Annotated in this window: 23 protein-coding genes and 3 pseudogenes; 11 read left to right on the forward strand and 15 right to left on the reverse strand. The window is 70.9% G+C overall.

What is annotated here, in order from left to right:
- Positions 1-1,278 precede the first annotated feature (1,278 nt).
- Together ACWFQ8_RS32010 and ACWFQ8_RS32015 are read right to left on the reverse strand one after the other, a co-directional pair.
- Positions 1,279-1,716: a 3-oxoacyl-[acyl-carrier-protein] synthase III C-terminal domain-containing protein gene (locus ACWFQ8_RS32010; protein WP_453789788.1), complete on the reverse strand. Its 438-nt coding sequence runs from the start codon at positions 1,714-1,716 to the stop codon at positions 1,279-1,281.
- A 42-nt stretch (positions 1,717-1,758) separates the two neighbouring features.
- Positions 1,759-1,926, reverse strand: a pseudogene (locus tag ACWFQ8_RS32015) (3-oxoacyl-ACP synthase III family protein); the annotation flags it as partial.
- Between ACWFQ8_RS32015 and ACWFQ8_RS32020 the strand changes: the two are divergent.
- A complete protein-coding gene (locus ACWFQ8_RS32020; protein ID WP_453789789.1) occupies positions 1,855-2,040 on the forward strand; it encodes a hypothetical protein in 186 nt (61 codons plus the stop codon). The pseudogene ACWFQ8_RS32015 and the gene ACWFQ8_RS32020 overlap by 72 nt on opposite strands.
- Positions 2,041-2,266: 226 nt before the next feature.
- Here the strand turns inward: ACWFQ8_RS32020 and ACWFQ8_RS32025 are convergent, their stop codons facing one another.
- From ACWFQ8_RS32025 to ACWFQ8_RS32040, 4 genes are all read right to left on the reverse strand, one after another.
- Positions 2,267-3,187 (reverse strand): SDR family NAD(P)-dependent oxidoreductase, encoded by a 921-nt coding sequence (locus ACWFQ8_RS32025; protein WP_453789808.1) that lies wholly within the window; start codon positions 3,185-3,187, stop codon positions 2,267-2,269.
- Between the two features lie 1,060 nt (positions 3,188-4,247).
- The gene (locus ACWFQ8_RS32030; protein ID WP_453789790.1) at positions 4,248-4,508 is read right to left on the reverse strand and encodes a hypothetical protein; all 261 of its coding nucleotides are present in this window, start codon (positions 4,506-4,508) and stop codon (positions 4,248-4,250) included.
- Positions 4,505-4,816, reverse strand: coding sequence for a DUF6247 family protein (locus ACWFQ8_RS32035; RefSeq protein ID WP_453789791.1), 312 nt, complete (start codon positions 4,814-4,816; stop codon positions 4,505-4,507). The genes ACWFQ8_RS32030 and ACWFQ8_RS32035 overlap by 4 nt, the downstream gene beginning before the upstream one ends.
- A 331-nt stretch (positions 4,817-5,147) precedes the next feature.
- Complete coding sequence (locus ACWFQ8_RS32040) at positions 5,148-6,266, reverse strand: ATP-dependent DNA ligase (RefSeq protein ID WP_453789792.1); 1,119 nt, start codon at positions 6,264-6,266, stop codon at positions 5,148-5,150.
- A gap of 664 nt (positions 6,267-6,930) precedes the next feature.
- Here ACWFQ8_RS32040 and ACWFQ8_RS32045 point away from each other — a divergent pair.
- The 4 genes from ACWFQ8_RS32045 (at position 6,931) to ACWFQ8_RS32060 (ending at position 8,281) form a co-directional block, all read left to right on the forward strand.
- Positions 6,931-7,059, forward strand: coding sequence for a hypothetical protein (locus tag ACWFQ8_RS32045; RefSeq protein WP_453789793.1), 129 nt, complete (start codon positions 6,931-6,933; stop codon positions 7,057-7,059).
- A 209-nt stretch (positions 7,060-7,268) separates the two neighbouring features.
- On the forward strand, positions 7,269-7,400 hold the full coding sequence (locus ACWFQ8_RS32050; RefSeq protein ID WP_453789794.1) for an LPXTG cell wall anchor domain-containing protein: 132 nt from the start codon (positions 7,269-7,271) through the stop codon (positions 7,398-7,400).
- A complete protein-coding gene (locus ACWFQ8_RS32055) occupies positions 7,393-7,998 on the forward strand; it encodes an RNA polymerase sigma factor (RefSeq protein ID WP_453789795.1) in 606 nt (201 codons plus the stop codon). Before ACWFQ8_RS32050 ends, ACWFQ8_RS32055 begins: the two co-directional genes overlap by 8 nt.
- On the forward strand, positions 7,970-8,281 hold the full coding sequence (locus tag ACWFQ8_RS32060; RefSeq protein ID WP_453789796.1) for a hypothetical protein: 312 nt from the start codon (positions 7,970-7,972) through the stop codon (positions 8,279-8,281). Before ACWFQ8_RS32055 ends, ACWFQ8_RS32060 begins: the two co-directional genes overlap by 29 nt.
- Before the next feature lie 70 nt (positions 8,282-8,351).
- On the opposite strand, the gene ACWFQ8_RS32065 is transcribed toward ACWFQ8_RS32060, so the two are convergent.
- The gene (locus tag ACWFQ8_RS32065; protein WP_453789797.1) at positions 8,352-8,543 is read right to left on the reverse strand and encodes a hypothetical protein; all 192 of its coding nucleotides are present in this window, start codon (positions 8,541-8,543) and stop codon (positions 8,352-8,354) included.
- A gap of 732 nt (positions 8,544-9,275) precedes the next feature.
- Entirely contained in the window at positions 9,276-9,668 is a 393-nt protein-coding gene (locus ACWFQ8_RS32070) for a hypothetical protein (protein ID WP_453789798.1), read from the reverse strand.
- Positions 9,669-10,142: 474 nt separating this feature from the next.
- Here ACWFQ8_RS32070 and ACWFQ8_RS32075 point away from each other — a divergent pair.
- From ACWFQ8_RS32075 to ACWFQ8_RS32085, 3 genes and pseudogenes are all read left to right on the forward strand, one after another.
- A pseudogene (locus ACWFQ8_RS32075) lies at positions 10,143-10,234 on the forward strand (IS5/IS1182 family transposase); the annotation flags it as partial.
- 170 nt (positions 10,235-10,404) lie between these two features.
- On the forward strand, positions 10,405-11,838 hold the full coding sequence (locus ACWFQ8_RS32080; RefSeq protein ID WP_453789799.1) for a PP2C family protein-serine/threonine phosphatase: 1,434 nt from the start codon (positions 10,405-10,407) through the stop codon (positions 11,836-11,838).
- On the forward strand, positions 11,835-12,206 hold the full coding sequence (locus ACWFQ8_RS32085; protein ID WP_453789800.1) for an STAS domain-containing protein: 372 nt from the start codon (positions 11,835-11,837) through the stop codon (positions 12,204-12,206). The genes ACWFQ8_RS32080 and ACWFQ8_RS32085 overlap by 4 nt, the downstream gene beginning before the upstream one ends.
- A 306-nt stretch (positions 12,207-12,512) precedes the next feature.
- Here the strand turns inward: ACWFQ8_RS32085 and ACWFQ8_RS32090 are convergent, their stop codons facing one another.
- Entirely contained in the window at positions 12,513-12,833 is a 321-nt protein-coding gene (locus ACWFQ8_RS32090; protein ID WP_453789801.1) for a hypothetical protein, read from the reverse strand.
- Positions 12,834-13,021: 188 nt separating this feature from the next.
- On the opposite strand from ACWFQ8_RS32090, the pseudogene ACWFQ8_RS32095 reads away from it, so the two are divergent.
- Positions 13,022-13,437 (forward strand): annotated as a pseudogene (locus ACWFQ8_RS32095) (helicase associated domain-containing protein); the annotation flags it as partial.
- Positions 13,438-13,454: 17 nt separating this feature from the next.
- On the opposite strand, the gene ACWFQ8_RS32100 reads toward ACWFQ8_RS32095, so the two are convergent.
- Both ACWFQ8_RS32100 and ACWFQ8_RS32105 read right to left on the reverse strand, forming a co-directional pair.
- Positions 13,455-13,604, reverse strand: a complete 150-nt coding sequence (locus ACWFQ8_RS32100) for a hypothetical protein (RefSeq protein ID WP_453789802.1) — start codon at positions 13,602-13,604, stop codon at positions 13,455-13,457.
- A 591-nt stretch (positions 13,605-14,195) separates the two neighbouring features.
- Positions 14,196-14,411, reverse strand: a complete 216-nt coding sequence (locus tag ACWFQ8_RS32105; RefSeq protein WP_383805084.1) for a hypothetical protein — start codon at positions 14,409-14,411, stop codon at positions 14,196-14,198.
- A 268-nt stretch (positions 14,412-14,679) separates the two neighbouring features.
- Here ACWFQ8_RS32105 and ACWFQ8_RS32110 point away from each other — a divergent pair, with 268 nt between their 5' ends.
- Complete coding sequence (locus ACWFQ8_RS32110) at positions 14,680-14,895, forward strand: DUF6207 family protein (RefSeq protein WP_453789803.1); 216 nt, start codon at positions 14,680-14,682, stop codon at positions 14,893-14,895.
- 64 nt (positions 14,896-14,959) lie between these two features.
- Here the strand turns inward: ACWFQ8_RS32110 and ACWFQ8_RS32115 are convergent, their stop codons facing one another.
- Both ACWFQ8_RS32115 and ACWFQ8_RS32120 read right to left on the reverse strand, forming a co-directional pair.
- Positions 14,960-15,439, reverse strand: coding sequence for a hypothetical protein (locus ACWFQ8_RS32115; RefSeq protein WP_453789804.1), 480 nt, complete (start codon positions 15,437-15,439; stop codon positions 14,960-14,962).
- 405 nt (positions 15,440-15,844) lie between these two features.
- Positions 15,845-17,305 (reverse strand): replication-relaxation family protein, encoded by a 1,461-nt coding sequence (locus ACWFQ8_RS32120; protein WP_453789805.1) that lies wholly within the window; start codon positions 17,303-17,305, stop codon positions 15,845-15,847.
- A gap of 365 nt (positions 17,306-17,670) precedes the next feature.
- Here ACWFQ8_RS32120 and ACWFQ8_RS32125 point away from each other — a divergent pair, with 365 nt between their 5' ends.
- On the forward strand, positions 17,671-18,006 hold the full coding sequence (locus tag ACWFQ8_RS32125) for a hypothetical protein (RefSeq protein ID WP_453789806.1): 336 nt from the start codon (positions 17,671-17,673) through the stop codon (positions 18,004-18,006).
- 598 nt (positions 18,007-18,604) lie between these two features.
- Here the strand turns inward: ACWFQ8_RS32125 and ACWFQ8_RS32130 are convergent.
- Both ACWFQ8_RS32130 and ACWFQ8_RS32135 read right to left on the reverse strand, forming a co-directional pair.
- The gene (locus ACWFQ8_RS32130; protein ID WP_453789807.1) at positions 18,605-19,183 is read right to left on the reverse strand and encodes a GNAT family N-acetyltransferase; all 579 of its coding nucleotides are present in this window, start codon (positions 19,181-19,183) and stop codon (positions 18,605-18,607) included.
- 777 nt (positions 19,184-19,960) lie between these two features.
- On the reverse strand, positions 19,961-20,287 hold the full coding sequence (locus ACWFQ8_RS32135) for a hypothetical protein (protein WP_453789809.1): 327 nt from the start codon (positions 20,285-20,287) through the stop codon (positions 19,961-19,963).
- Positions 20,288-20,785: the final 498 nt, after the last annotated feature.

Raw genomic sequence — 20,785 nt, forward strand, 5'->3', positions numbered from 1 at the left:
CACCCCCCAAGACATGCGATCGACAGGGGGAGAAAGTCATGCCAACTCCGGAGGCCGGGCGCCCCATTGCGAGGCAACCAAAACGGTAATGGGAGGGGAAGGGTCGGCCCGGCGGTACTGCCCCCAACGGATGGGCACCGGGCCTGACCCGCGCACGCCATATCGGCACGGGCTGCAGCGACTCTAACCGGGCCCTGACCGGTGTCCTCCCACTCCGCCTGTCGCACCGAGCGGGACGGCCCCGGACGCAACCGCGGACACGGGCGGCACGTTGTACCGGCATGATCAGTGCACAGCAGATCGCCGGTGAGAACGCCGCCCTGGACCTGATGCTGGCCCTCCTCACCCACGACGCCGAGGCCATCGCCTCCGCCATAGCCGACAGCGCCGTCTGCCCGACCACCACGGCCTACGCGCGCCAGCAGCTCTGCGGGCTGCTCCATGACGCCGTCCTCGCCCGCCCCGATATCTCCCTGAACCGGCCGGCCGTCCTCGGCCCCGCGGGACGGGCCTGGCTCCAGCACGTCGCCATGCAGGGACCCGTGGCGGACACGGTCATGGCCCTGGCCGACGACGGAGCGCTGGTGCCCCGTGCTAGACCTCCGGCTGCTGCGGGGAGAGTTCCGGGCTCGTGGCTCGATGCATCAAGGGCGGCGTCTTGTGCTTGTCCTCCGTTCGCTTGTCCACGTGCCCCGGGAGCAACTTGGTGTCCACCTTGTGCTTCTTGTCTTGGCGCGGGTCCGAGTTGCTCTTCACCACGTGCCCCGGCTGCACCCTCGGGTCCGGGCCGTCAGCGTGAGCCGTCCCGGACATGGTGAGGGCTGTTCCAGCGAGGGCTAGAGCGACGAGCGTGCGCCGCACGGTGTTGTTCATACCCCGCCAACGATCTTGACCCGCCGGAGTTGCGCCCGGCCCACATCACCCGTCAGCGCCGACGCACTTGCCGTTCTCTGACCGGAAGGCGGTGACGGCCTGAGGCAGTGGGCACCACACGTGTTGCGCGGGCTGCGCTGGCGCGCATCAGTGCTGACCTGCGCTATTCTCACGGATCACCGTCGCACCACACTTGCACGCCGAGAGAACTCGCTCTGCACGTCGTGCCGGCAGGCCCGGCAGGAGCAGTTCGCCCGCCCCTGACCGTGACCGAACCCCCGCGAGCGTCCCCCGGCGCCCACGCCCGCGCCCGCGCCCGCGCGGAGTCTTCGCCCAGGATCCAGGCGCGTCCGGGGACAGGTGGGGCAGTCACCTCGGTGTCTGCTTCAGGGGCCGCTGTCGGTGTCACCAGCGCAGGAGCATCACCGCGCCGCTGGCGCCGCTGGCGAGTCCGAAGAGCGCGACCGTGTCGCCCGGGGCCAGTCGGCGGTGGCCGACAGCGTGGGCTAGTTGGAGGGGCAGGGTCGCGGCGGCGGCGTTCCCGGTGTGCGGGAAAGTAGGGATGATCTGCGCGGTGTCGATGCCCATGCGGGTGCGGAAGGCGTCCACGAAGGGCACGGACGGCTGGTGGACGCAGACAAGATCGAGATCGCGGACATCGACGTGCTGTTCCTTGAGCCACTGGGCCCCCTGGACATCAAGGTCGACGAAGGAGCCCAGCAGGGCCTCGGAGTCGACGTGAAGGCCCTGAGGGTGGTCGGGGGCGTGGTGGGGGTCGTAGAGGGTGGCGGCGGGCCACCCCCCGGAGTTGGCGAGGAACACCGAGCCGGTGATGCCGGGCACGGGTGAGGACTCCACCAGAAGGGCGGCACCCAGGTCCGCGCCGGTCAGGGAGGTCAGTCCGGTGCGCAGCTGATCGCGGGTGAGGTTCCAGCGGGAGAGGCGGGTGAGGGTTTCCCCGCAGGTGATCAGGACGCGGCGGTGCTGGCCGGTGCGGATGAGAGCGTCGGCGACCTGAAGGGCGTTGATGACGCCGTTGCAGGCGTTGCCGATGTCGAAGGCCGGGCAGGTCAGGCCCGTCTTCGCCGCGACGATATGGGCGTTGGCGGGTTCGCGGACGTCGGCGCTGACCGCGGCGAACAGCAGGAGGTCGATGTCGGCCGGTGAGAGGCGGGCGGTGTGTAAGAGGGGGCGGCGGCCCGGGCGGCGAGGTCGGAGGGCAGATCGCCGGGATCGGCGACGGTGCGCTGGTGCAGGCCGAAGGTGCGCTGCAGGAGGCCGGCGGGGAGTTTGAGGTCGGGGCTGTGGCGGTGCAGGCGTTGTTCGATCTCGGTAACGTGCTGGCGTCGGGTGGGCAGATGGACTGCGGTGTGGGCGATGCGGCTGTGGGTGCTCACGCCGTCTCCTTCACGGGCCCGGACCTTTCGCCGGGTCGCTGGCCTGGTGGCCGGGCTACCGCTGCGAGGGTGCGGGGCAGGCCGGTGACCGCGTGCTTGATGCGGTCGGTGAGGCTCAGCGGCAGCATCGTGTGGAGGGGGATCAGGAAGCGGGCTTCCCGGCCGACGACGTAGCGGGGACGCGGCCGGCGGGCCGTCAGGCATGTCTCGACGGTGCGAGCCACCGGTTCTGGTCCGGGCACCCGACGGTCCACGGCGGTGAACAGGCGTGTGGTGCTGTCGTATCCGGGGTTCGCCGGATCGCGGAGGGTGTCGAGGTCGGTCAGGGCACGGCCGAGCATGGGGGTGGCGAACGCTCCGGGTTCCACCAGGCTGACGCGGACGCCCAGGTGGGCGGCCTCTACGCGCAGGCAGTGGGTGAGGGCCGAGAGGGCGTGCTTGCCGGCGCTGTACCAGGCGCCCATCGGCCAGGGGATGCGGCCCAGGCCCGAGGAGATGTTGACGATCCGGCCGCCTCCGCAGGCGGCCATCGCCGGCAGGACGAGCCGGCACAGCCGAGCCGGACCCAGCAGATTCACCTCCAGCAGGCGACGGGCGTGCTCGTCGTTCACGTCGGCGACCGCGCCTGCCTGTGGGATGCCGGCATTGTTGACCAGCGCCCACGGGCCGCCGCCTCCGGTCATCTCGGCGCACTCCTGCAGCGCCTGGTGGCAGGATGCCTCGCACGCAACGTCCAGCTGGACGGTGCGCAGGGCCAGGCCCCACTCGGCGGCATCCGCCACGAGGTCCCGCGCCTTGTCCCGGTCGCGTGCTCCGGCAATCACGTCCCAGCCCGCGCCCGCCAGACGGAACACAATCACCCGGCCGAAACCTCCCGTCGCCCCCGTCACCAGCACACTCCGCCCGCCCGACGGCATCACCAAAGCCCCCACGCCCTTCCCAGCCCAACAAGCAATGCCGCGGCCGGCCGGCCGCGCCCCTCACGCGGACAACGACGAGGCCCCGGCAAGGTAGTGGCCCCCGCCGCCGGGGCCCGGCCGCGGCCGCCGGCGGGTACTCCCGGTCCGGCAGCTCGACCGCCCCGAACAGCTGCGCAGCGCCCTGGCTGTCCTTCCTCGTCGTCAAGGGCCTCGTCGACGGCGGCCGCACGGAGCACTCCCGGTCCACGCGGCGGCCGCGATTTTTTGACCCGGACTCACTTTCCGTGATTACCAACGTGATGCGCCTCGTGGACGGTGCCGTTCCCGTAGTTCGGTGCGGTGTTCCACCTGGTTCGACCCCCTTGTGACGTCGAGGGCAGGCTCGGCCGTCGCCGGTCCGTCTTGCTCACGGTGGCGGCCTGGCCCCGGACGAGCTCGGTGACCACGGATGCGCGTCGGCGACGGCCAGGTCGGCGAGCTGGGCACCACCCGGGCGCTGCATCCAGACCCTGGCCGCCACACGCGTACCTGCTGCGCCGTATGCGCATCCCCACTACGTGAACACCCCCGCTTCTCGGCGCGTTCGCGGGCGTAGCGGACTCGGCTGTGCACCACACCGGTCGACGGACCGATCAGCGGCCAGTGACGTTGGGGCGGCCCGGTGGTACTGCTGCCCCCAGAGCGCTCTGGGCACCGGGCCTCACCCACGCACGCCATATCGGCGCGGGCTGGCCACGACCCTAACCGCCACCCGCACCGGTTGAAGCACAGCCCGGAAAACCGGTCCTGACACCTGACGCTGCCACCACCACGAACGGCGACATCCCTCCCCCGACGACAGCAGCAGGGGACGGAAGGCGTCAGGCACCAGGACCGGGGTCCGCCCCCGGGCAGGCCGAGAAGAACGGCAGGGCGTGCCCGGGCTGCGACCCATGATCTTCAACGACCGGACACGCCACCGGTTCCGCCGGACTGCCGGACGAGACGACCCTTACCCCGGGCCACAGCAGGGCGGGTCGTGGCGGCCATGGAACCGTTGCCGCCGTGCTCCTCCGCGCTAGCCAAGCCAGACGATGCCCAGCACGGACAAGCGCTGGGTGAGGCGGTTGGCCACGTACACGACAGACAGCTGCCCGACGGACGCAGCCCGGACGTCCTCGCCCTCCGGATCGCCGACGTTCCACTGCGGCCAGCCCCACGGGGAGCGCACCGCGATGTCCAGGACGTCGCGGACCGTCTCCCGGGCCGGCTCGGGGAGCCCGGCGAGGGTCTTCGCCGCCTGCGGGGACAGACGTACCGCCCACGGCTGTTCAGTCACGGGCGGCCGCCGAGGACGTCGTCCAGGTCCACGAAGCCGGAGTCGTCCTGGCCGGAGTCCATGAAGGCGTCGACGTCCGGGGCCGCGGCCACGCGCAGCTGCCAGGTGCGCACCACCTCGTGCAGAGGGGTGAGGCTGAAGGCGTGGCGGGCGTCCTCCAGGGCCTTGGCCCAGTCCCGCTCGAACGCCGGCACCCACTGCCCGGCACGGCGATCCGCCCGGAGCTGGGCGAGGAGTTCGGCCGCGGCGCCGGGGGCGGGCGCGTACGGGGCGGTGGGGGCGAGGGTGTGGTCGGGCTGGGCGCTCATCGGCTCCTCCTGCGGCGGGTGCTACCGGCCACCGTAGAACGGTATGGCCCAGGCCGGGACAGTTCCGGCGGAGCAGTCGACATAGCCGGCCAGGCGCAAGCGCCGGTCCTCTGCGCGGATGAGAAGACGCGCTGCGCCCACCATGACCCCCACCCCCACCCCCCAACCACCCCACACCGCGCCCGCGGGACCGTGCACACGCCGGCGCCGCGCCGCGCCATTGATGTGGGTCCTGGACGGCCGGACCCGTGGGCGGGCCGCCGCCGTGCACGCCGAGGGGTGCCGACTGGCCACCGACCCCGCGGTGCCATCCCGAGCATCCCCCACCGGGTCATCCGGCGGCCGCAGGACCCTCGCCGAACCCGGGTACGTCCTCCAGCCCCACGTCCAGGCGCAGGCGCTGGAACCGGAGCGGGTGGCGGTAGATGCCGCCGTGGTCGATGGCGCGGTCGGCGCTGACCTCGGCGACCAGGGCGGGGTGGACGAGGGTGGTGTCGAGGACGTCGCGGCTCCCCCACGTCGCCGAGAAACGCACGCCCTCCCACGGGTGCCCGGGCGCGGCCGCGGTGAGGTGCTCGGCGGCCTGCCGGGCGGCATCCGGGCGCAGCGGTACGGTCCGGCCGACCGCGCGCAGCCGGCCGTTCTCGTCGTGGCGTCCGAGGACGAGGAGCTGCGGGCGGGTCAGGGTGCCGGTGATCGCGCCGACGATCGTCTCCGTGGTGTCCCGCCTTCTGATCTTGGTCCAGCCGCGATATCCGGTCAGATAGCGGCTGTTCAGAGGCTTGATCAGGATCCCCTCCACGCCCGACACGTCCGTCCAGGACTCCAGCCATTCCCGCGCCTTGGCCAGGTCCGTCGTCTGCGGGCACAGCGTCCACGGGGCCGTCAGGGCGTGCTCGGAGAACAGGTCCTCCAGCAGGGCGCGCCGCTCGACATACGGACGCCTCAAAAGCTCCTCGCCGTCCTGCTGCAAGAGGTCGAAGGCGACGAAGTAGGCCGGCCACCGGGCGGCCAGGGCCAGGGCGCCGCGGGCGCGGGTGACGGCCCGGCGCTGCAACGCCTTGAACGACAACCGGCCCGCCTCGGCGTCCCACACGACCAGTTCGCCATCGAGGACCAGGCTGGGCGGCAACTGCGCCTCGGCGGCCGCCACCAGTTCCGGCCACCGGTCCTGCACCAGCGCACCGCGACGGGTCTGCACCAACACCGTGCCGCCCGGGCCGGCCGCGGTGAACAGCAGCGCCCGGTGACCGTCCAGCTTCTGCTCGTACGCGCCACCCCCGCCCGCAAAGCTGCCGGGCCCGGCACGGCTTCCGCGGCCTGCGCCAGCATCGGCTCCACCGGCGGTCTCAGCGTCACAGGGACCTCCCTCACAGCTTGCCTGCCCCTCTTCCAGGGTCCGCCAGACCAGCCAGAGGCGGCCCTGCAGGACGGCCGTCGCATCATCCATCCGAGGGGCGCAGCGGGCCCGTCAAAGGCACCCTGCGGGGCTTGTGCGGCACGGTGGCGGCATGCGCCGCTGGTCCCTGCCCCTGCTCCTTACCGTGCTGCTCGCGGCCCCGGGATGCGTCACCGTCCACCCCGCACCCACCCGGCCCGCCGGGGCCTCGCCCGCCGCGGTCTCGGAAGACCACAAGCAACCCGTCGACCCCCGGCCCGCACGACCGGACACAGGGGCGGCGCTGCCCCTCTCCCCCATGCCCGAGTCTGCGGCCGCACCTCCGGCCGGCGCCGTTCCCGAGGCCGGCCGTGCTCCCGCGCCGACCCGTCCCGCCCCCGCGGCCCGCGAGGCGGCCGCCGAGACTCAGCCCGCCCGGCGGGCTCCCGACCGCAGGGCCGAAGGCCCGGTACAGCCGCGCCGGACGACCCCGCCCCGGCCTGCCGTGCGCCCCGCCGCCAAACCCAAGCCCAGGAAGGCGAAGCGTCCGAACCGTACGCCCGCACCGCACCGTCCGGTACGAGCCCCAGGGGCGGGGGCGGCGGACATGACGGAACTTTGCCGCGCCGCGCACGGCGTCACCAGCCCTGCCGTGGCCGCGCTCTGCCACCAGACCTACGGCTGATGACCGGAGCATGGCGTTCGCGGAGGAAATCGAACACATGTTTCACTTGGGGTGTGGTTCCGCTTCTCCGAGGACCTGATCACGCTCCAAAGGGCGTGGCAGCAGACGTACGCCGAGCTCGCGCAGGCCCCCGCCGGGGCCGGTACGACCGAGGACCTCGCGGCAGCCGCCGGCATCTGATCCTTCCGGCACCGGCCGGCCACCGCCCTCCGGCCCCGGCCCCAGCCCCCGCTCTACGACCCCCCGAGCTCCACCCGGCTCGGGGGGCCGTCGGCTGTCCGCCCGCCCGCACGCGGCGCCTGCGGGGTGCTCCGGCGGCGCGATCGGCCCGTGCGGCAACATTTCCGGGCGCGGGCCGAATCCTTTCGGCGGCCCCCCGCCTCCTATACATGTACCGACAGACGTCGGGACAGAACCAGGAGGTCTTCATGATCGTGGGCATCGCCATCGGCGCCGGCGCCGTGCTGCTCTGCACGTGCAGCTACTTCGTCCTGCGCAAGCGCAGGCAAGCCCGTGGCTGACCCGTCCTGGCCCGGTGAACAGCTGATCGTCGCCGCCCAGCGCGGCGACGTCGACTCGATCACCGCGCTGGTGTCCGGCTCGCACCCGAACGTGCAGCGGTTCGCCCGTTCGCTCTGCGCCACTCCCGAGGATGCCGAGGACGCGGCGCAGGAAGCCCTGATCATCCTGTACCGCAAGATCGGGATGCTCCGGGCGTCCGGTGCGCTGGCGTCGTGGATGTTCCGCATCGTCCGCAACGAGTGCCTGCGGCGCGCGCGGGCGGTACGGGCCCGTGCGCCGCTGCCGGACGCCTGGGACGCCTCGCCCGCCTCGGACGGCTCCGTGCGCTCGGCCGAGGACGTGGTGCTGGAGCGCATCGAGGCGGGCAGGGTGGCGGCCGCGATCGCCGCCCTGCCGGCCGAGCAGCGCCGCGTACTGATCATGCGGGACATCCAAGGCCACAGCGGACGCATGGTCGCCGAGGCGCTCGGCCTTAGTACCCCCGCCGAAAAATCGCGGCTGCACCGCGCCCGCGCTGCGGTGCGGCAGTCCCTGCGCGCCCATCCCGAACCTGCGTCTGGAGATGCCCATGAGGACGATGAAAGCCGACGGCCCTGACTTCGCGAGTTCCTCGCTGCCGCGCCACCTGGTCCGGGGTGTGATCGGCTTCGGCAGCCTGATCGGCTCGATCGCGCTGCTCCCGGCCGCCGGCCCGGTCAGCCTGCTGCTCCTGCCGGTCGGCGTACTGGCCCTGCGCGGCTGCCCGATGTGCTGGGCCATCGGCCTGGTGCAGACCGTCTCGCGGGGCCGGCTGCAGCGCAGCTGCGAGGACGGCCGGTGCACGCTGACCGTCGCGGACCGGGCCCCCGCGGAGCCGACGACCGAACCGGTCTCGCGGTAGCCGAGCCACCGGGGCGGACCGGCCCCCGGCCCGCCCCGGAAGCCCGCCCCGGAAGCCCTGCCCGCGTGGCTCAGGAAGGCTTGGCGGACGGGCGGACGATCTCACCCAGCGTCGGCACCGACTCCGGCCGGGAGCGGACCGCATCCGTGCACTCCCACGCACGCGGCGGATCCGCGTCCGGCCCGCCCAGGACCACCGGCCCCGGCCCCGCCGACACCGCCTCGCTGTCCGCCAGCGTGCACACGATCTGCGAGAGGGCCACCGGAGGCAGGTCCTCCGGCTTGCGGCTCAGCCGCGCCGGGGGCAGCAGCGATCAGGCGGGATACGGCGTGGCGTGGCTCCTGCCCGGACCAGCGGTCCGGGCAGGAGCGGGTGCTCCGGGCTGGAGCACGGGTGTTACTGCGGCATGAGGCCGGCGACGATGGGGAGGATCTTCTGGCCGTTGGGGCCGGTCCAGGACTGGGCGAGTTCGGCCAGGAGCTGGTTGGTGGGAGCGCGGCCGGGCGCTGGTGCCCGGCCGCGGCGGGTGCTGGAGTGTCCGGTGAGCGGCAGGGTGGAGAGGCGAGCCCGAGTCGAGGCCTGGGCGTGATCGTTTACCCGCCGGACGCCGAGGGCGGGCGCAGGAGTGCCGTGACGGCAAGATCCTCGGCCGTGCTTTCGGTCCCGGCGATCTTTTGGAGCTCCTGCGACGGGCGGGCCTGCACCCGGACGATTCCCCGCTGGACGATGCGCCTGATCGGGTGGCGCGGTGGTGGGCCGGCAGTGTGGACTGCCCGCGGCCCCGAGGGGTAACCCGCGGGCACTACCGCAGTGCTGGACCCGCAGCATCAGGCCGCTGCCGACGCGAGCCGACCGACATGAACGCCAGCGACCTTCTGTAGATCGCATCATGAACCTTGCTGGTATCGGCGGGGCCGTGCACGGGTACGGCCACCGATGATCATCCTTGCTCGGAAAGACCAAGGAGAAACGGTGGCCGCAGGTATCGCATTTCCTACATGGATGGGTGGTCGGGGGCGATGATGAGACGCTTATTGCCGCCGCCGGTGCTAGGATCAGGTACGGGCTGGGCATATTCGTAGACGCCGGTACCGGTGTACTTCACCTGGTCGTTCGGCTGCCAGTAGTCCTGAAAAATGTAGTAGCGATGAAATTTATGCGGTCGGCAAGGTTCACCAGGTGGGCAGGTTAGGCCATCCTTATAAACTCTGATGCTCTTCGACATCTCGTCTGAACTGCCGACCCATGGAACCCGCATATTGCTGGTTTTTGTACTGTGTGCGTCGATCGGCCCGAACCAGGAGTCAGTCTCTCCGATATAGAGCCAGGCTGGGTAATCCGTGGCGTTCTGCACTTCCGTAATGACGGTGACATTCGCCCTGGCCATGGTCGCGGATTTGGCGCCGTGTGGGGATCCGGGCGTAGCGGCGTTTGCGGACGGGAGGGCGGTAAACGCCCCAGCAACCATAAAGGCTCCAGCTACGGCGGCTGAGAGGGCACGGGGGAGTCGCATTGAGATCCCTACTTTCCGAGCCATGTACCTACGGAGAGTAATGTAATGGATACATTGAGTCAATCCTTGCTGGTCGCGGACACCTCTGTGGCACCTTGCACGACCCGGGGCTTGATCCTTGAGGCCTGAGGACCTGCGGGCAGGGGACGATGGTTGGGGACCAGTCCGCCGTCCAGCGCCGCAGCGATTCCATGTAGTTGGGCGTCCCGGCGTCAAGGGATGCTGTGGTCACGCAATGCTCATGGTGGCTTTCATCTGGTCCTATCGACCGCGGTTGCAGCGCTGTACTTCGAACTGACGCGTTTGCCGACGCGTGGCCGGGTTTCGGATGCGCCGTTCGGCATGAAGCGCGGCATCAAGCCGATGATCGCCCGACGCGGCGTCGCCCAGGACTGGGCAAGGTGCGCTGGGTGGTCGAGCGCGCCTTCGCCTGGCTGCACTAGTTCATGAGCTGCTGGCACAAGGTGTCCTTCCGTCGGATCTTGATACCTCCGGGGGCGGGCGTGTCTGTGCCATCCGGTTTGGTCCAGGTTTCTTGACGTCCGGTGGGCGGGCCTAGGCTGCGACAGTCGTCGGCCACCGAGGCCGGCGCGGCAAGGAAAGGCAAACGATGCCGCTAGCGGGACACGCGACCGGCCCGGCGCCCACGCCGGGCCGGCAGACGCTCAGTGCGGCAGAAGAAGCGGCCCGGATGGACGCGGTGCGCCGCTACGACATCCTCGACACCCCGCCGGACGGCGCGTTCGACCGTGTCGCGGCGATGGCAGCCCGGCTGTTCAAGGTGCCGGTGGCGAGCGTGACGATCGTGGACGAGGACCGGATCTGGTTCAAGGCCGCCCACGGTCTGGAAGGCGTCAGCGAGATAGGCCGGGAGCCGGGCCTGTGCGGTTCGGCGATCCTGTCCGACGAGACCCTGGTGATCCCGGACACGCTCACCGATCCCGTCGCCTTCGACAATGGCTTGGTCGCCGGACCGATGGGCGTCCGTTTCTATGCCGCGGCTCCGATCATCACCGGCGACGGGCACCGGCTGGGCACCGTCAACATCCTCGACACCAGGCCGCGCCTGATCACCGAGGACGACACCGCCACCCTCGCGGACCTGGCCGCGATCGTGCTCGACGAGCTGGAGATGCGCCTGGCGGCGCTCAACGCCCTGCGCACCGAGCAGGAGCGGCGCCGGGAGCAGGAGGAGGCCCGGCAGCGCGCCGAGCGGGACAAGAGCGCCATCGAGGCGTTCGCCTCCACCCTTCAGCGCACCCTGCTGCCGCCGGCGCTGCCGGTGGTGCCGGGGCTGGAGCTGGCCTGCCACTACGCCACCGCCTCCCCGCAGAACGTGGGCGGCGACTTCTACGACGTCTTCCCCCTCGACGGGAAGAGGTGGGCGTTCTTCCTGGGAGATGTGTGCGGCAAGGGCCCCGAAGCCGCCGCCCTGACCTCTTTGACCCGCTACACGCTGCGCGCCGCGGCCCTGATCGACCCCGACCCCGACGTGGTCCTCGCTTCGCTGAACACGGCGCTGCTCCTCGACCCCGCCGTCGGCAGCCGGTTCTGCACCGCTGTCTTCGGCGTCCTCGAACCGCACGAGGAGGAAGGATTCACCATCACGGTGGCCACCGGCGGGCACCCTCCGGCCTATCACCTGCGCGGCCACGGGACAGTCGAAGCGGTGCACCCCAAGGGCGGCATGCTCATCGGCGCCCTCGCTGACGCGCACTTCGCCTCCCTCACCCTTCACCTCGCCCCGGGTGAAGGACTGCTCCTGTACACCGACGGGCTGACCGAGGCCCGCACCCTGGGAGGAGACATGATCGGAGAAGAGGGCCTGACCCGTTTCCTCGCCGCGCGCACCGGGCCCGTCAGCGCGGCGGAGGTCATAGAGGACACCGTCGACCTCATCGACGCCATGCCCCACGGGGCCGGTGACGACGTCGCCCTGCTGGCCCTGTCCGTCCCCCTCGCCCACATCGCGAACGGCCTCACCGCAACCGCCACCGCCCACACCATCGCCCCCGCCGGCGAGACGCCGGAGAGACGCCCGTGACCGACTTCCGCCTCACCGCACAGCACACCGACGGCGACCTCGCCCTGGCCCACATCGCCGGAGACCTCGACATCGACACCGCCCCCCACCTGCGCACCCAGGCCCTGGCCCTGATCGAACAAGGCCACCGCCACCTGATCCTGGACCTCCAGGACCTCACCTTCTGCGACTCCTCCGGCTTCAACGCCCTCGTCGGCATCCTCCGCTGCGCCAAGACCGCCGACGGCACCCTGGTCCTCGCCGCCGTCCCCGACCGCCTTGAGCGGATGCTAGACCTCACCGGCCTCAGCGCCCTGCTGCCCGCCCACCCCACCGCCGCCCACGCCCTCACCGCACACACCCCCAGCCAGAACACAGCCACCGCGTAACCCCCGCGGCGGCCGCCAGGCAAAGTGGGGGGCGGCCGCATCTGGTATTCGAAGGGCGCCCGCAGTTCGCCGCGCGTTGCCTCGAATGGCGGGTCCCTTCCCTGTGGGAACCGACAGTGACCTCGGGCGTCCTACGCACCTCGACCCCGTGTGACGCAAAAGAGCCCCGGACCGCACGGTCCGGGGCTCTTTTGTGCACGTATCCGCCTCGCTCAACATTTGCGGCCGCCCATTAAGAGGGCGGGCCGCGTACCGCCTTGGAGCCGACAAGGGCCTGCGGCTGCCGCGAGGGATGTGCAGGACGGCTCAGAGGTGACGGGCCTGCGCGGCAGAGGAGTCCTCGTCGTAGGAGTCGCGGCTGCCGGACTTGGCCAGCCCACGGCTGATCATGTATCCCACGGTCAGGATCACGATGTACAGCCATGCCTGGTCGGCACGGAAGTAGTCGCCGTGGCCGTCTTCCCTACCCACGACCATGGAAGCGATCAGCACCGCCACCACGGCAGCCAGGTAGACGAAGAACTCGGTGGTCTTCAAGGCCGACTTCGTCTCGGTCGACAGTCGCCGGGGCCGGTGCGCGGCCAGGTCGTTGCCTGCGGCGTGGTGGGCCGGGTTCACATTACTCATGGGTGAGTATCCGTTCCGTCGTGCGAAGCGCTTGGTATCTCCCCTACCGGGGGGGCGGGGGGACAACCGCGTCAAGATCGACGCCGCACCTAGCTCCTACCCGAAACGCCGTGGATAAACGTGAGGTAAGCGCGCTGGCGCAGCCGAGGGATGCGTGCCCGTACACGCACTGCCACCGCGGACGCTGACTCCAGCAGCAGCGGAAGCCGGGCATCTGGGCTCAACTTGTCGACCGAGCAGCAAGAGCGTCTGACCGCGCTGAGTGTGCAGCCCGACCAGGCGCCCTCTCCCGCCCCGGCAGCCAGTCGCGGGACGAAGAGGGGCCGAGCAAGGCGCAGCAGGTGTTCCAGCGGGGCCTGGAGGCCCTCACCCAGTGGGTGGAGCGGGAAGGCGCCGCCACCGGCCGGTCCCGAGGTCCCACGGCGAGGCGATCGCAGTCAACGGTGAGGCGCAGCCGGTGATCGTGAAGCTCGGCGTATGGGTCTCCAACACCAAGAGCCGACGCGACAAGCTCACCGCCGACCAGCTCGCCGCCCTCAGCTGGGCGTCGACTGGGCCTGACCGAGCACTGTGCGCGAAAGCGCCCCGAGTCACCGGCGCCTGATGGGCTCCGCTGCGTGGTCAGTGGGCTGTGGCCCTGACCTGGTACCTGTCGTGCAGTCGGTGGAGCAGCGTTCTGGTATGCCGTGTCAGCGGGCGGTGCTGGTCCTCGTCGATGACCAAGGCCATCAGGTAGTGGTCGGGGCCGCTGCGCACGGCGTCGATTGGCATGGATGCCCGGAGGTTGGGCCAGTACCAGCCATGGGCGAACCCTGACGCCGCGCGCCAGGCTGCGGAGACCTCTCGGGCTTTCAGGCCAGCATCCTCGGCAGCTTCCTCGATGACCTTCCCAGCCTCTGGCTTGCTGAGTGAGGTGGTGGGAATGCCGAGGGACAGGGCGAGGTCGGCTATGTCCTGGCGGCGCTCTCGTCCGGTCTTGCCACCGGGGCCTGGCTGGTGGTCCGTGTCCTCCGTTGGGCATGTACTCCGCGTCCACGCTCATCCGGAACTCTACGCAGTCGCTCCACGTCCGCGAACAGCGGCTGCAGGTAGGCGAACTTGAACCCAGACCGTGTCATGACGCCAGGGTAGAGACGACCCCTGACAGAAGGCAGCACGAAGCTGGGCGTAACAGGTTGCCCGGCACGTCGTTGAGCGGGGAGGTCAGCGAAGTGGAGGCCCCGGAGCGTCGTGACCCCCGGGGCCTTCGTCTTGCCTCCTGGTACCGGATAGCGGTGCAACACGGAGCTGCAACGCGGCCCCAGACCGGCCTTTGGCCGGTGTTCTCCCAGGTCACCCTCCGGTGCAACCCCCTGCGGAGGATCAGCGGGAGGGCTCCCAGGCTTCCGGGCCGGCGCCTCGCCACTCCACGAAGTCGGGGTCGGTGAGGTCCACATCGTCGGCGTTCTCCAGCCCGGCGGCCGCGAGGAAGACCCGGATGTCGGCAGGCCGGTGCGCGACCCCGATAGCGACGCCGTCGTAGCGCACCCGGCGCCAGCCCTGCTCATCGGGCGGGTAGACGATCAGCTTCGCGGACATGCGCCCAGCCTGTTCCCGTCGCACCCCACTGGCACCTGGCCGCACGCGAACGGGTGAGGCGGCAGTTCACGGCCACCAGCGAAAAGCCCCACCGGTGGCTTCGGCCCCGGAGTACGTTCGGACGTACGGGGTGCGGCCCTGGCCACCAGGGCCGCGACGGGGGCCGCACCCCGACAGAGCTTGCCGACCATGAGACACCCGCGGCCTGGGATCCCTGGACCCGGGGCCGCCGACGAACCGGTACGGTCCCAACGCCGTCACAGGGCTCATGAAGCCGATCGACGAGCAGCACATCGCGGAGCCCGGCCTGGTGGTCCTGGACATCACCGGCGGGGACGAGGACACCGTCCGGGCCGTCATGGCCACGCTGGACGAGCACTGGGCCACATCGGGTGTTGGCCCGGTGCGCCGGGATCCCGGGGAGCCCGGCGTCCGGGCCCGGATCTACGCCGACGTCCTGCGCCCGGGACGGCACAGCCCGTGACTGGAGCCTGGGCAAGCCCTTCGCGAAGGGCTTGCCCAGGGTCGCCTAAGGCTTGCCCAGGCTCTCAGGCTTCTTCGTCCTTCACCCCCCACACGGGATACGCCCGCCCGGTGCCATGGCAGTGGCGGCACGATCCGTCGCCTCCGGAGGAGCCATGCGCGTTGATGTTGTCGACGGCATCGCGCAGGAGCCGGGCGAGGCCGTCGACGTGACCGGCGTGGAGGTCGATCTGGTGGCGCTTGCCGACCATGATCTCCAGCGCGGTCCCGGGCGTGGCAGTGCCCAGTTCGTAGGTGATGTCGCGGGTGACCGTCGTGACCAGTTTGTGGAGCTGGCTCATCGTCTCCCCGCCTGACAGCTCCACTCGCGCGGTGAAGCCGATGTCGTCGGGCTGGGTGAGGGAGAGGAACGCGTCGGGGTGGTCGAAGGGTACGAGTCGGCCGACGGGCTCGCCGTGGGCCCCGTGGAAGGAGGCAAGGGCATGCCACATGTCTCCCGGAAGGCTCGGCACGAGCCCGGCGTAATTCTGCTTCTTTCGTTTCATGGTTCCGGTCTACGGCTGGCCAGGCGACGTCGGCCGGCTCCGGGCCTCCGCGTCCCAGGCGGTGACGCCACGGCTTCGGGAGCCGTCCCGCCACGTGATCCGGACGCTGGGCAAGCCCTCCGGCCGAGGGCTTGCCCAGCAGTTCCCGTGACCGGTCGGCGGGCCAGCCGTGACCGATCCGTCGCCCGCGATCGGTCAAACAGCACGTCACCGCCGTGACCGGTCCGTGCAACTCCCGAACGGCTGATGATCGGTCATCGGTCACCGGCCAGCCACAGCCGCGCCCGGGAGCCGGGGCTGGCGGTGACCGATGACCGATCACCGGCCGCCCTGTGAGGGTGGGCAAGCCGCTGCGCAAGGTGGCTCGCCCAGGCTCCCCTTGGGCTTGCCCGGAGGGCGTCGCAGTCAGCCGCGTCGGCGGAAGAGGCCGCGGCCGGGCCGGGCCGGCTCCCGGTCGTCCTCAAGGGGCGGCTGCACGGCAGCCTGGAGGCGGGCGGCCTGTTCGCGGGCGACGTCGTCGGCGTGGCAGGTGCCGCACACGGTCAGGTCCCCGGCCGTCCAGGCGCCGCCGCGCGCGGTGGTCTCCTCCCAGCGGTCGTCGATGAACTTCTGCCCGCACCGGCTGCACACGGGGCGCTGCGCCTCCCGCTCGGCGGCACGACGCCGTGCTGCCCGCTCGTCGGCGCGGGCGGCCTGGGCGCGGTAGAGGGCGTCGCCGTCAGGGTTGTCGAGCGCGGCCGTCAGCGTCTGCTCGCCCGTCCGTCCCAGCCGCCGCCACACCTCCCCGTCGGCGCCGTGCTCCTGGAGCTGCTCCAGGGTGGTGACCACGACGGGCACCGCCTGGCCGTAGTCGAGGGCGGTGATCCCCCGGTGGTAGGACTCGTACCGGCGCGGCGCCCAGTAGCGTCGGCCGGCCTCCTCCAGCACGGCGACCGTGTTGTCGACCTTCGCCTCGGTGGTGTCCGCGAACACGAATGCCACCGGAGGCAGGCCCTCCCTGCCGGTCGGTGGGTAGACCCGGCGCCACAACCGCTCCTCGTGGTCGACCGTGTCGATCGCGTCCGGCCGGGACCGGACCAGGTCCACGGTGCGCTCGTCCGCGTCCGGCGGCAGCAGCCGGCCCCACTCCCAGTACCGGTGCAACTTCTGCACCAGCTCGTGGGCGTCTTCGGTACGGCGGTCGATCTCCAGCAGCAGCACCGGCACCCCCGCCGCCGGCGCTCGCACCACCAGGTCCGCCCGCTGCACGAAGCTGTTGCCCAGCCGGTGCCCGATCTCGGTCTGGAAGCCGATCCGGTGGCCGATCCCGGCCCGGTGGAGTTCAGCGGCCGTCGAGGTGACCGCCGCGGCGTGGTCGTCGTATCCGGTGCCGAGCAGCTCCCCCGTGTCCGGGTCGTACTTCTCCTCGCGCAGCACAGAGACCCGTATGCCCTTCGGCTCCAGCAGCTGCTTCGCCTCGCCGTGTCCCCTCTTGGTCAGCACCCACACCTGTCGCTGGTCCTCCTGCACCGACTCGATCCTCACCAGGTGGTGGTCCTCCAGATCCAGGAGGTTGTCCCGCGTCAGCTTGTCGTGCCGGTTCTCCGGTCGGGTCAGCTTCCACAGCTGATCGGGCGTGGCCCGCTGGAAGATCCCCAGCGCTTGCAGCAGTTCTCGGCGCCTGGGTCCGGTCGAAGTCCTCCTGTGCTTGGGACGCCTGGGTACATGAGGGTTGTCGGACCTGCGGCGACCCCTTGCCCGCCCGGTCTGACCTGCGGATACACCCCACTCGCCGGAACGGGGCGCGGAGGGGGTGATGGAGGGGTCCACGGAGGGGGTCTTCGGGGCCTGCTCGGGGGTCTGTTCAGGCTCGGCGGTGCTCGCCACAGGTGCTCCTGAAGGGGTGAGGGCGGGCCTATCCCGCCATTCACCTGCTACAGGTAGGTTTTTCGGCCTCGGTGTGACGCCGCCCTCGGAGAACCTCTCTGCCGTGACCGCATCGTGATCAACCGAGAAGAGGGAGATTTCTCCCCCTCGGCACAGGACTCTGTCCACAGGGGCCTCGTTCGAGCATCGGTTCGTTGCCGCCGTGAACCGCGCGGCAGCCCGTACAGGAGGAGCCGTCATGCCCGAGACCACCGCCCTGCCGCTCGCCCCGATGACCCCGCACGCGGCGATCAGCGCGTTCAGCTACCTCCGCGCCGTCCAGGCCGAGGACGTCGAAGCCGCCCGCGAGTTCGCCAGAGCCGCGGATGGCCGAGCGGCTCGTCGACGCCGTCGAGCGGATCGTCGTCCCCGTCACCGCCCTGCCCAGCCCCGAGGCCGGCGAGCCGACCACGGAGATGTTCGCACTGGAAACCCTCGGGCAGGTCCTGGTGGCCACCCTTCGAACCTGGGCGCAGGCCGGGCCGGACGCCGCGGAGGGCATCGCCTGCGCCGTCATCGACTTCGTCCTGCAGTTCCTCACCGACGACCACGAGGACGTCGCCGAGGTCCTGCGCCAGCTGGAGGCGGTGGGAGTGGGCCAGGCCCTCGCTGCCCACCCCGCACCGGACGGTGCCCGCCTGGTGCGCCTCTCCATCGTGTAGTTCGCGGCGGGGACGACGGTGGTGCGCACCGCGCCCACCGGGTGGCCTCCACCCGAGGGGCGCACCACCGCACCGCACCACCGCACCGCACCGCACCGCACCGCACCGCACCGCACCGCACCGCACCGCACCGCACCGCACCGCACCGCACCGCACCGCACCGGCCATGATGCGCACCACCGTGCATTGCACCGCGTGCGCTTCCGTGTTGGCGGGGCCCTATCACACACCCCCTTGACCAGGCCCTGATCGGCAGCCGCAACCGGCTGTGTCAAGGAGAAACGTGCCAGTGGTGTCTGTAAGCGCTTCTTTGGGCTCCAGGGTGGGAACGTGAAGTGGCTCCACGGGGCGTAAGAAGTTGATTTGGCTCCACCCGCTCCCAGTGCACGACGTGCCCACGTTGGAGTGAATGCTGTGTGCCCGTGCGCCTCGCGACGACCGGGTGTGATCCGTCGTTCACGTTCATGTCGGGAAGCCGGGGTGGGGCGGGCACCGACTCGTTCCGGCTCGCCCAGCCCCAGGGGAGGCACCGCAAATCCTGACTCCGTCCACCGGCGAGTCAGGGCCCTGCGCCAGCTGCAGACGATCTGTGGCGGAGTCACCAGAGCTTGTCGTTCTCCCCTGGATACAGCTCGATGCGGGTGTGCTGGAACGACGCCTGCACGTGCCTGCTCGCAGCCGAGAAGAAGTCCGCCATAGTGACCTTGTCGTAGCCGGGCTGATCACTGGGGAAGGGAGCATGCGGCGTTCCTCCGATCAGCACCGTGCCCGGAAGAAGGTGCCAACCCGCGCTCTCATAGAACGCCTGGAGCGGGCGGTCGCAAGTGAACAGTCCCAGGTCCAGGTTCCGGGCGATCATCGTTTCCCGGGCCGCTGCCGCCAGGCGCCGCCCATGCCCAAAGCCGCGTGCCTCGCGACGCGTCACCATCGTGCTCAACCCACCGGCGGCATAACGCTGACCGGCATGGACGATCTCCTTGGACAGAATGTCCAGCGCGGCGAGCACACTGCCACCGTCCACGAGGAGCATCGACAACGGCCTCAGCTCCGGGTCGTGGGTCAGCGCACTCCGTGAAGGGCCGTCGCCATCGGACGGCCACGCCTGATGCTGGATCTGCAGCACCTGGACGCGCAGCTCGGACGGAGTGGCTTCTTCCGGAAAGGACAGGATCTGCATGCCCTGATTCTGTTCACGCACCGCACAAGCACAAGCGGCTTTCCTGACGGCGACCGCCGATCAGCTCGTCCACCAGTCCCGAGCGGCACCCCTGAAAGGACTGAGGCCAGCGCCCAGCAGGGCACCGGCCTCAACCTTGCCGACTCGTCCGCTCTCCGACCGGCTGAGCCAATGCCCGTCCTCTTCGTCCACCGCGCCTCGGAGAATCCGAGGGCCCCGGATCGAACACGGGTCGAGATCCGCGGAACCGTCGCGCCTGTCGGGGGCGCCACGGGCCGCCGGATCCGATGGCCCTCGCTACCGCTCAGACACCGATTCACGGCCAGCAGAACGCGTCTCCCGCACGCCTCCAACACCCACTCAGTGGAGCCAAAAGAACCCGGAACCCCGGTCCCAAAACAAGTGCTTACAAACACAGTGGAGAACCTGGTCAAGGGGTGGAGCCGAACCCGGTCAAGGGGGTCGGTGGAACCTGGTCAAGGGGTGGTCCCGAGCGTGGACAAGGGGGTCGGCCGAACTTGGACAAGGGGTGGCTGTGCGAGGGTGCGGATGGTGCACACCCGGTGCGGTGCGGGACATCGTGGTGCGCCCGAGAGTGGAGCCCACTGTCAATCGGATGCGCACCGCAGTGGACTCCACCGCGTGATCCACCGCGTGGGTGGAGTCCACCGCGAGGGTGGCGCCCACTGGGTGGAGTCCACCGGGTGGAGCCCATCCGATGGGATCCACCCGGTATCGACTCCGGGCGGTCCACTCGGTGGACGGTGTCCGTCCTCGTCACCACAGCCAGGCGTTCGAGTGCCGCATCCGGGACAGGGCGCGGGCGTCGCGGCGGGCGGCGGCGCTGCCGATGCGGTTCTGCCGGGGCCGGGGCCGGCGCGCCTGGGCGCCGTAGAACCGTCGGACTCCCGCCGCCTTGAGCCGCTTGCGCTGCTTGGCCAGCTCCGCCTTCTTCGCCTTGATGGACTTCGGCTTCCGGGGCCGCTTCCAGATCGGCTGCCAGTCTGTCGGCGGCACGTACGCCTCGGCGCGCTTCTGGGCGGCCTCCTTCAGCCGGGCAGCGACGGCTTCGATCCTCGGGTCCGCGGGCGGCATGTTGGTCATGCGATTCCTCCGGTGGGTGGTGTCCGTCCCTGTGCGGGCTGGACGGGCTGCTGGGGGCGCGGCGGCGGGACCGTCGCCGGGCCGGGCTGATGCAGGACGGCGGGCGGCAGCTCGTTCCCGGATGCCGGCCTGGAGGCGCGCGGCCATCTCGGCGGCGGCGGCCTCCAGCGTCCGGCTGGTCAGCTCCACCGCAGCGACGTCCGTCATCGGCTCCAGGTCTCGGCCGGTCCTCCGCCCGGGGCGGGGGCTCAGGGTGGCCAGCACGGTGACGGTGCGCGGCCGGGGCCGGGAGTTCAGGCGGTCCGCGCGGCGTGCGGCGTGGACCCGGGCGATCAGCGCGTCGGCGGCGAGACGGGCCCGCTGGTACGGGGTGGCGGACCGGTTGCGGGTCAGGGGGCGCAGCACGGCCTAGGCAGTGTCTGGTGGCTCTTTGATGAGGTCGCGGAGCCAGATCACGATGGCCGCGGTGGCCAGGGTGCCGTTGAAGATGTAGTCGCG

Source organism: Streptomyces sp. NPDC055254 (assembly GCF_053606025.1).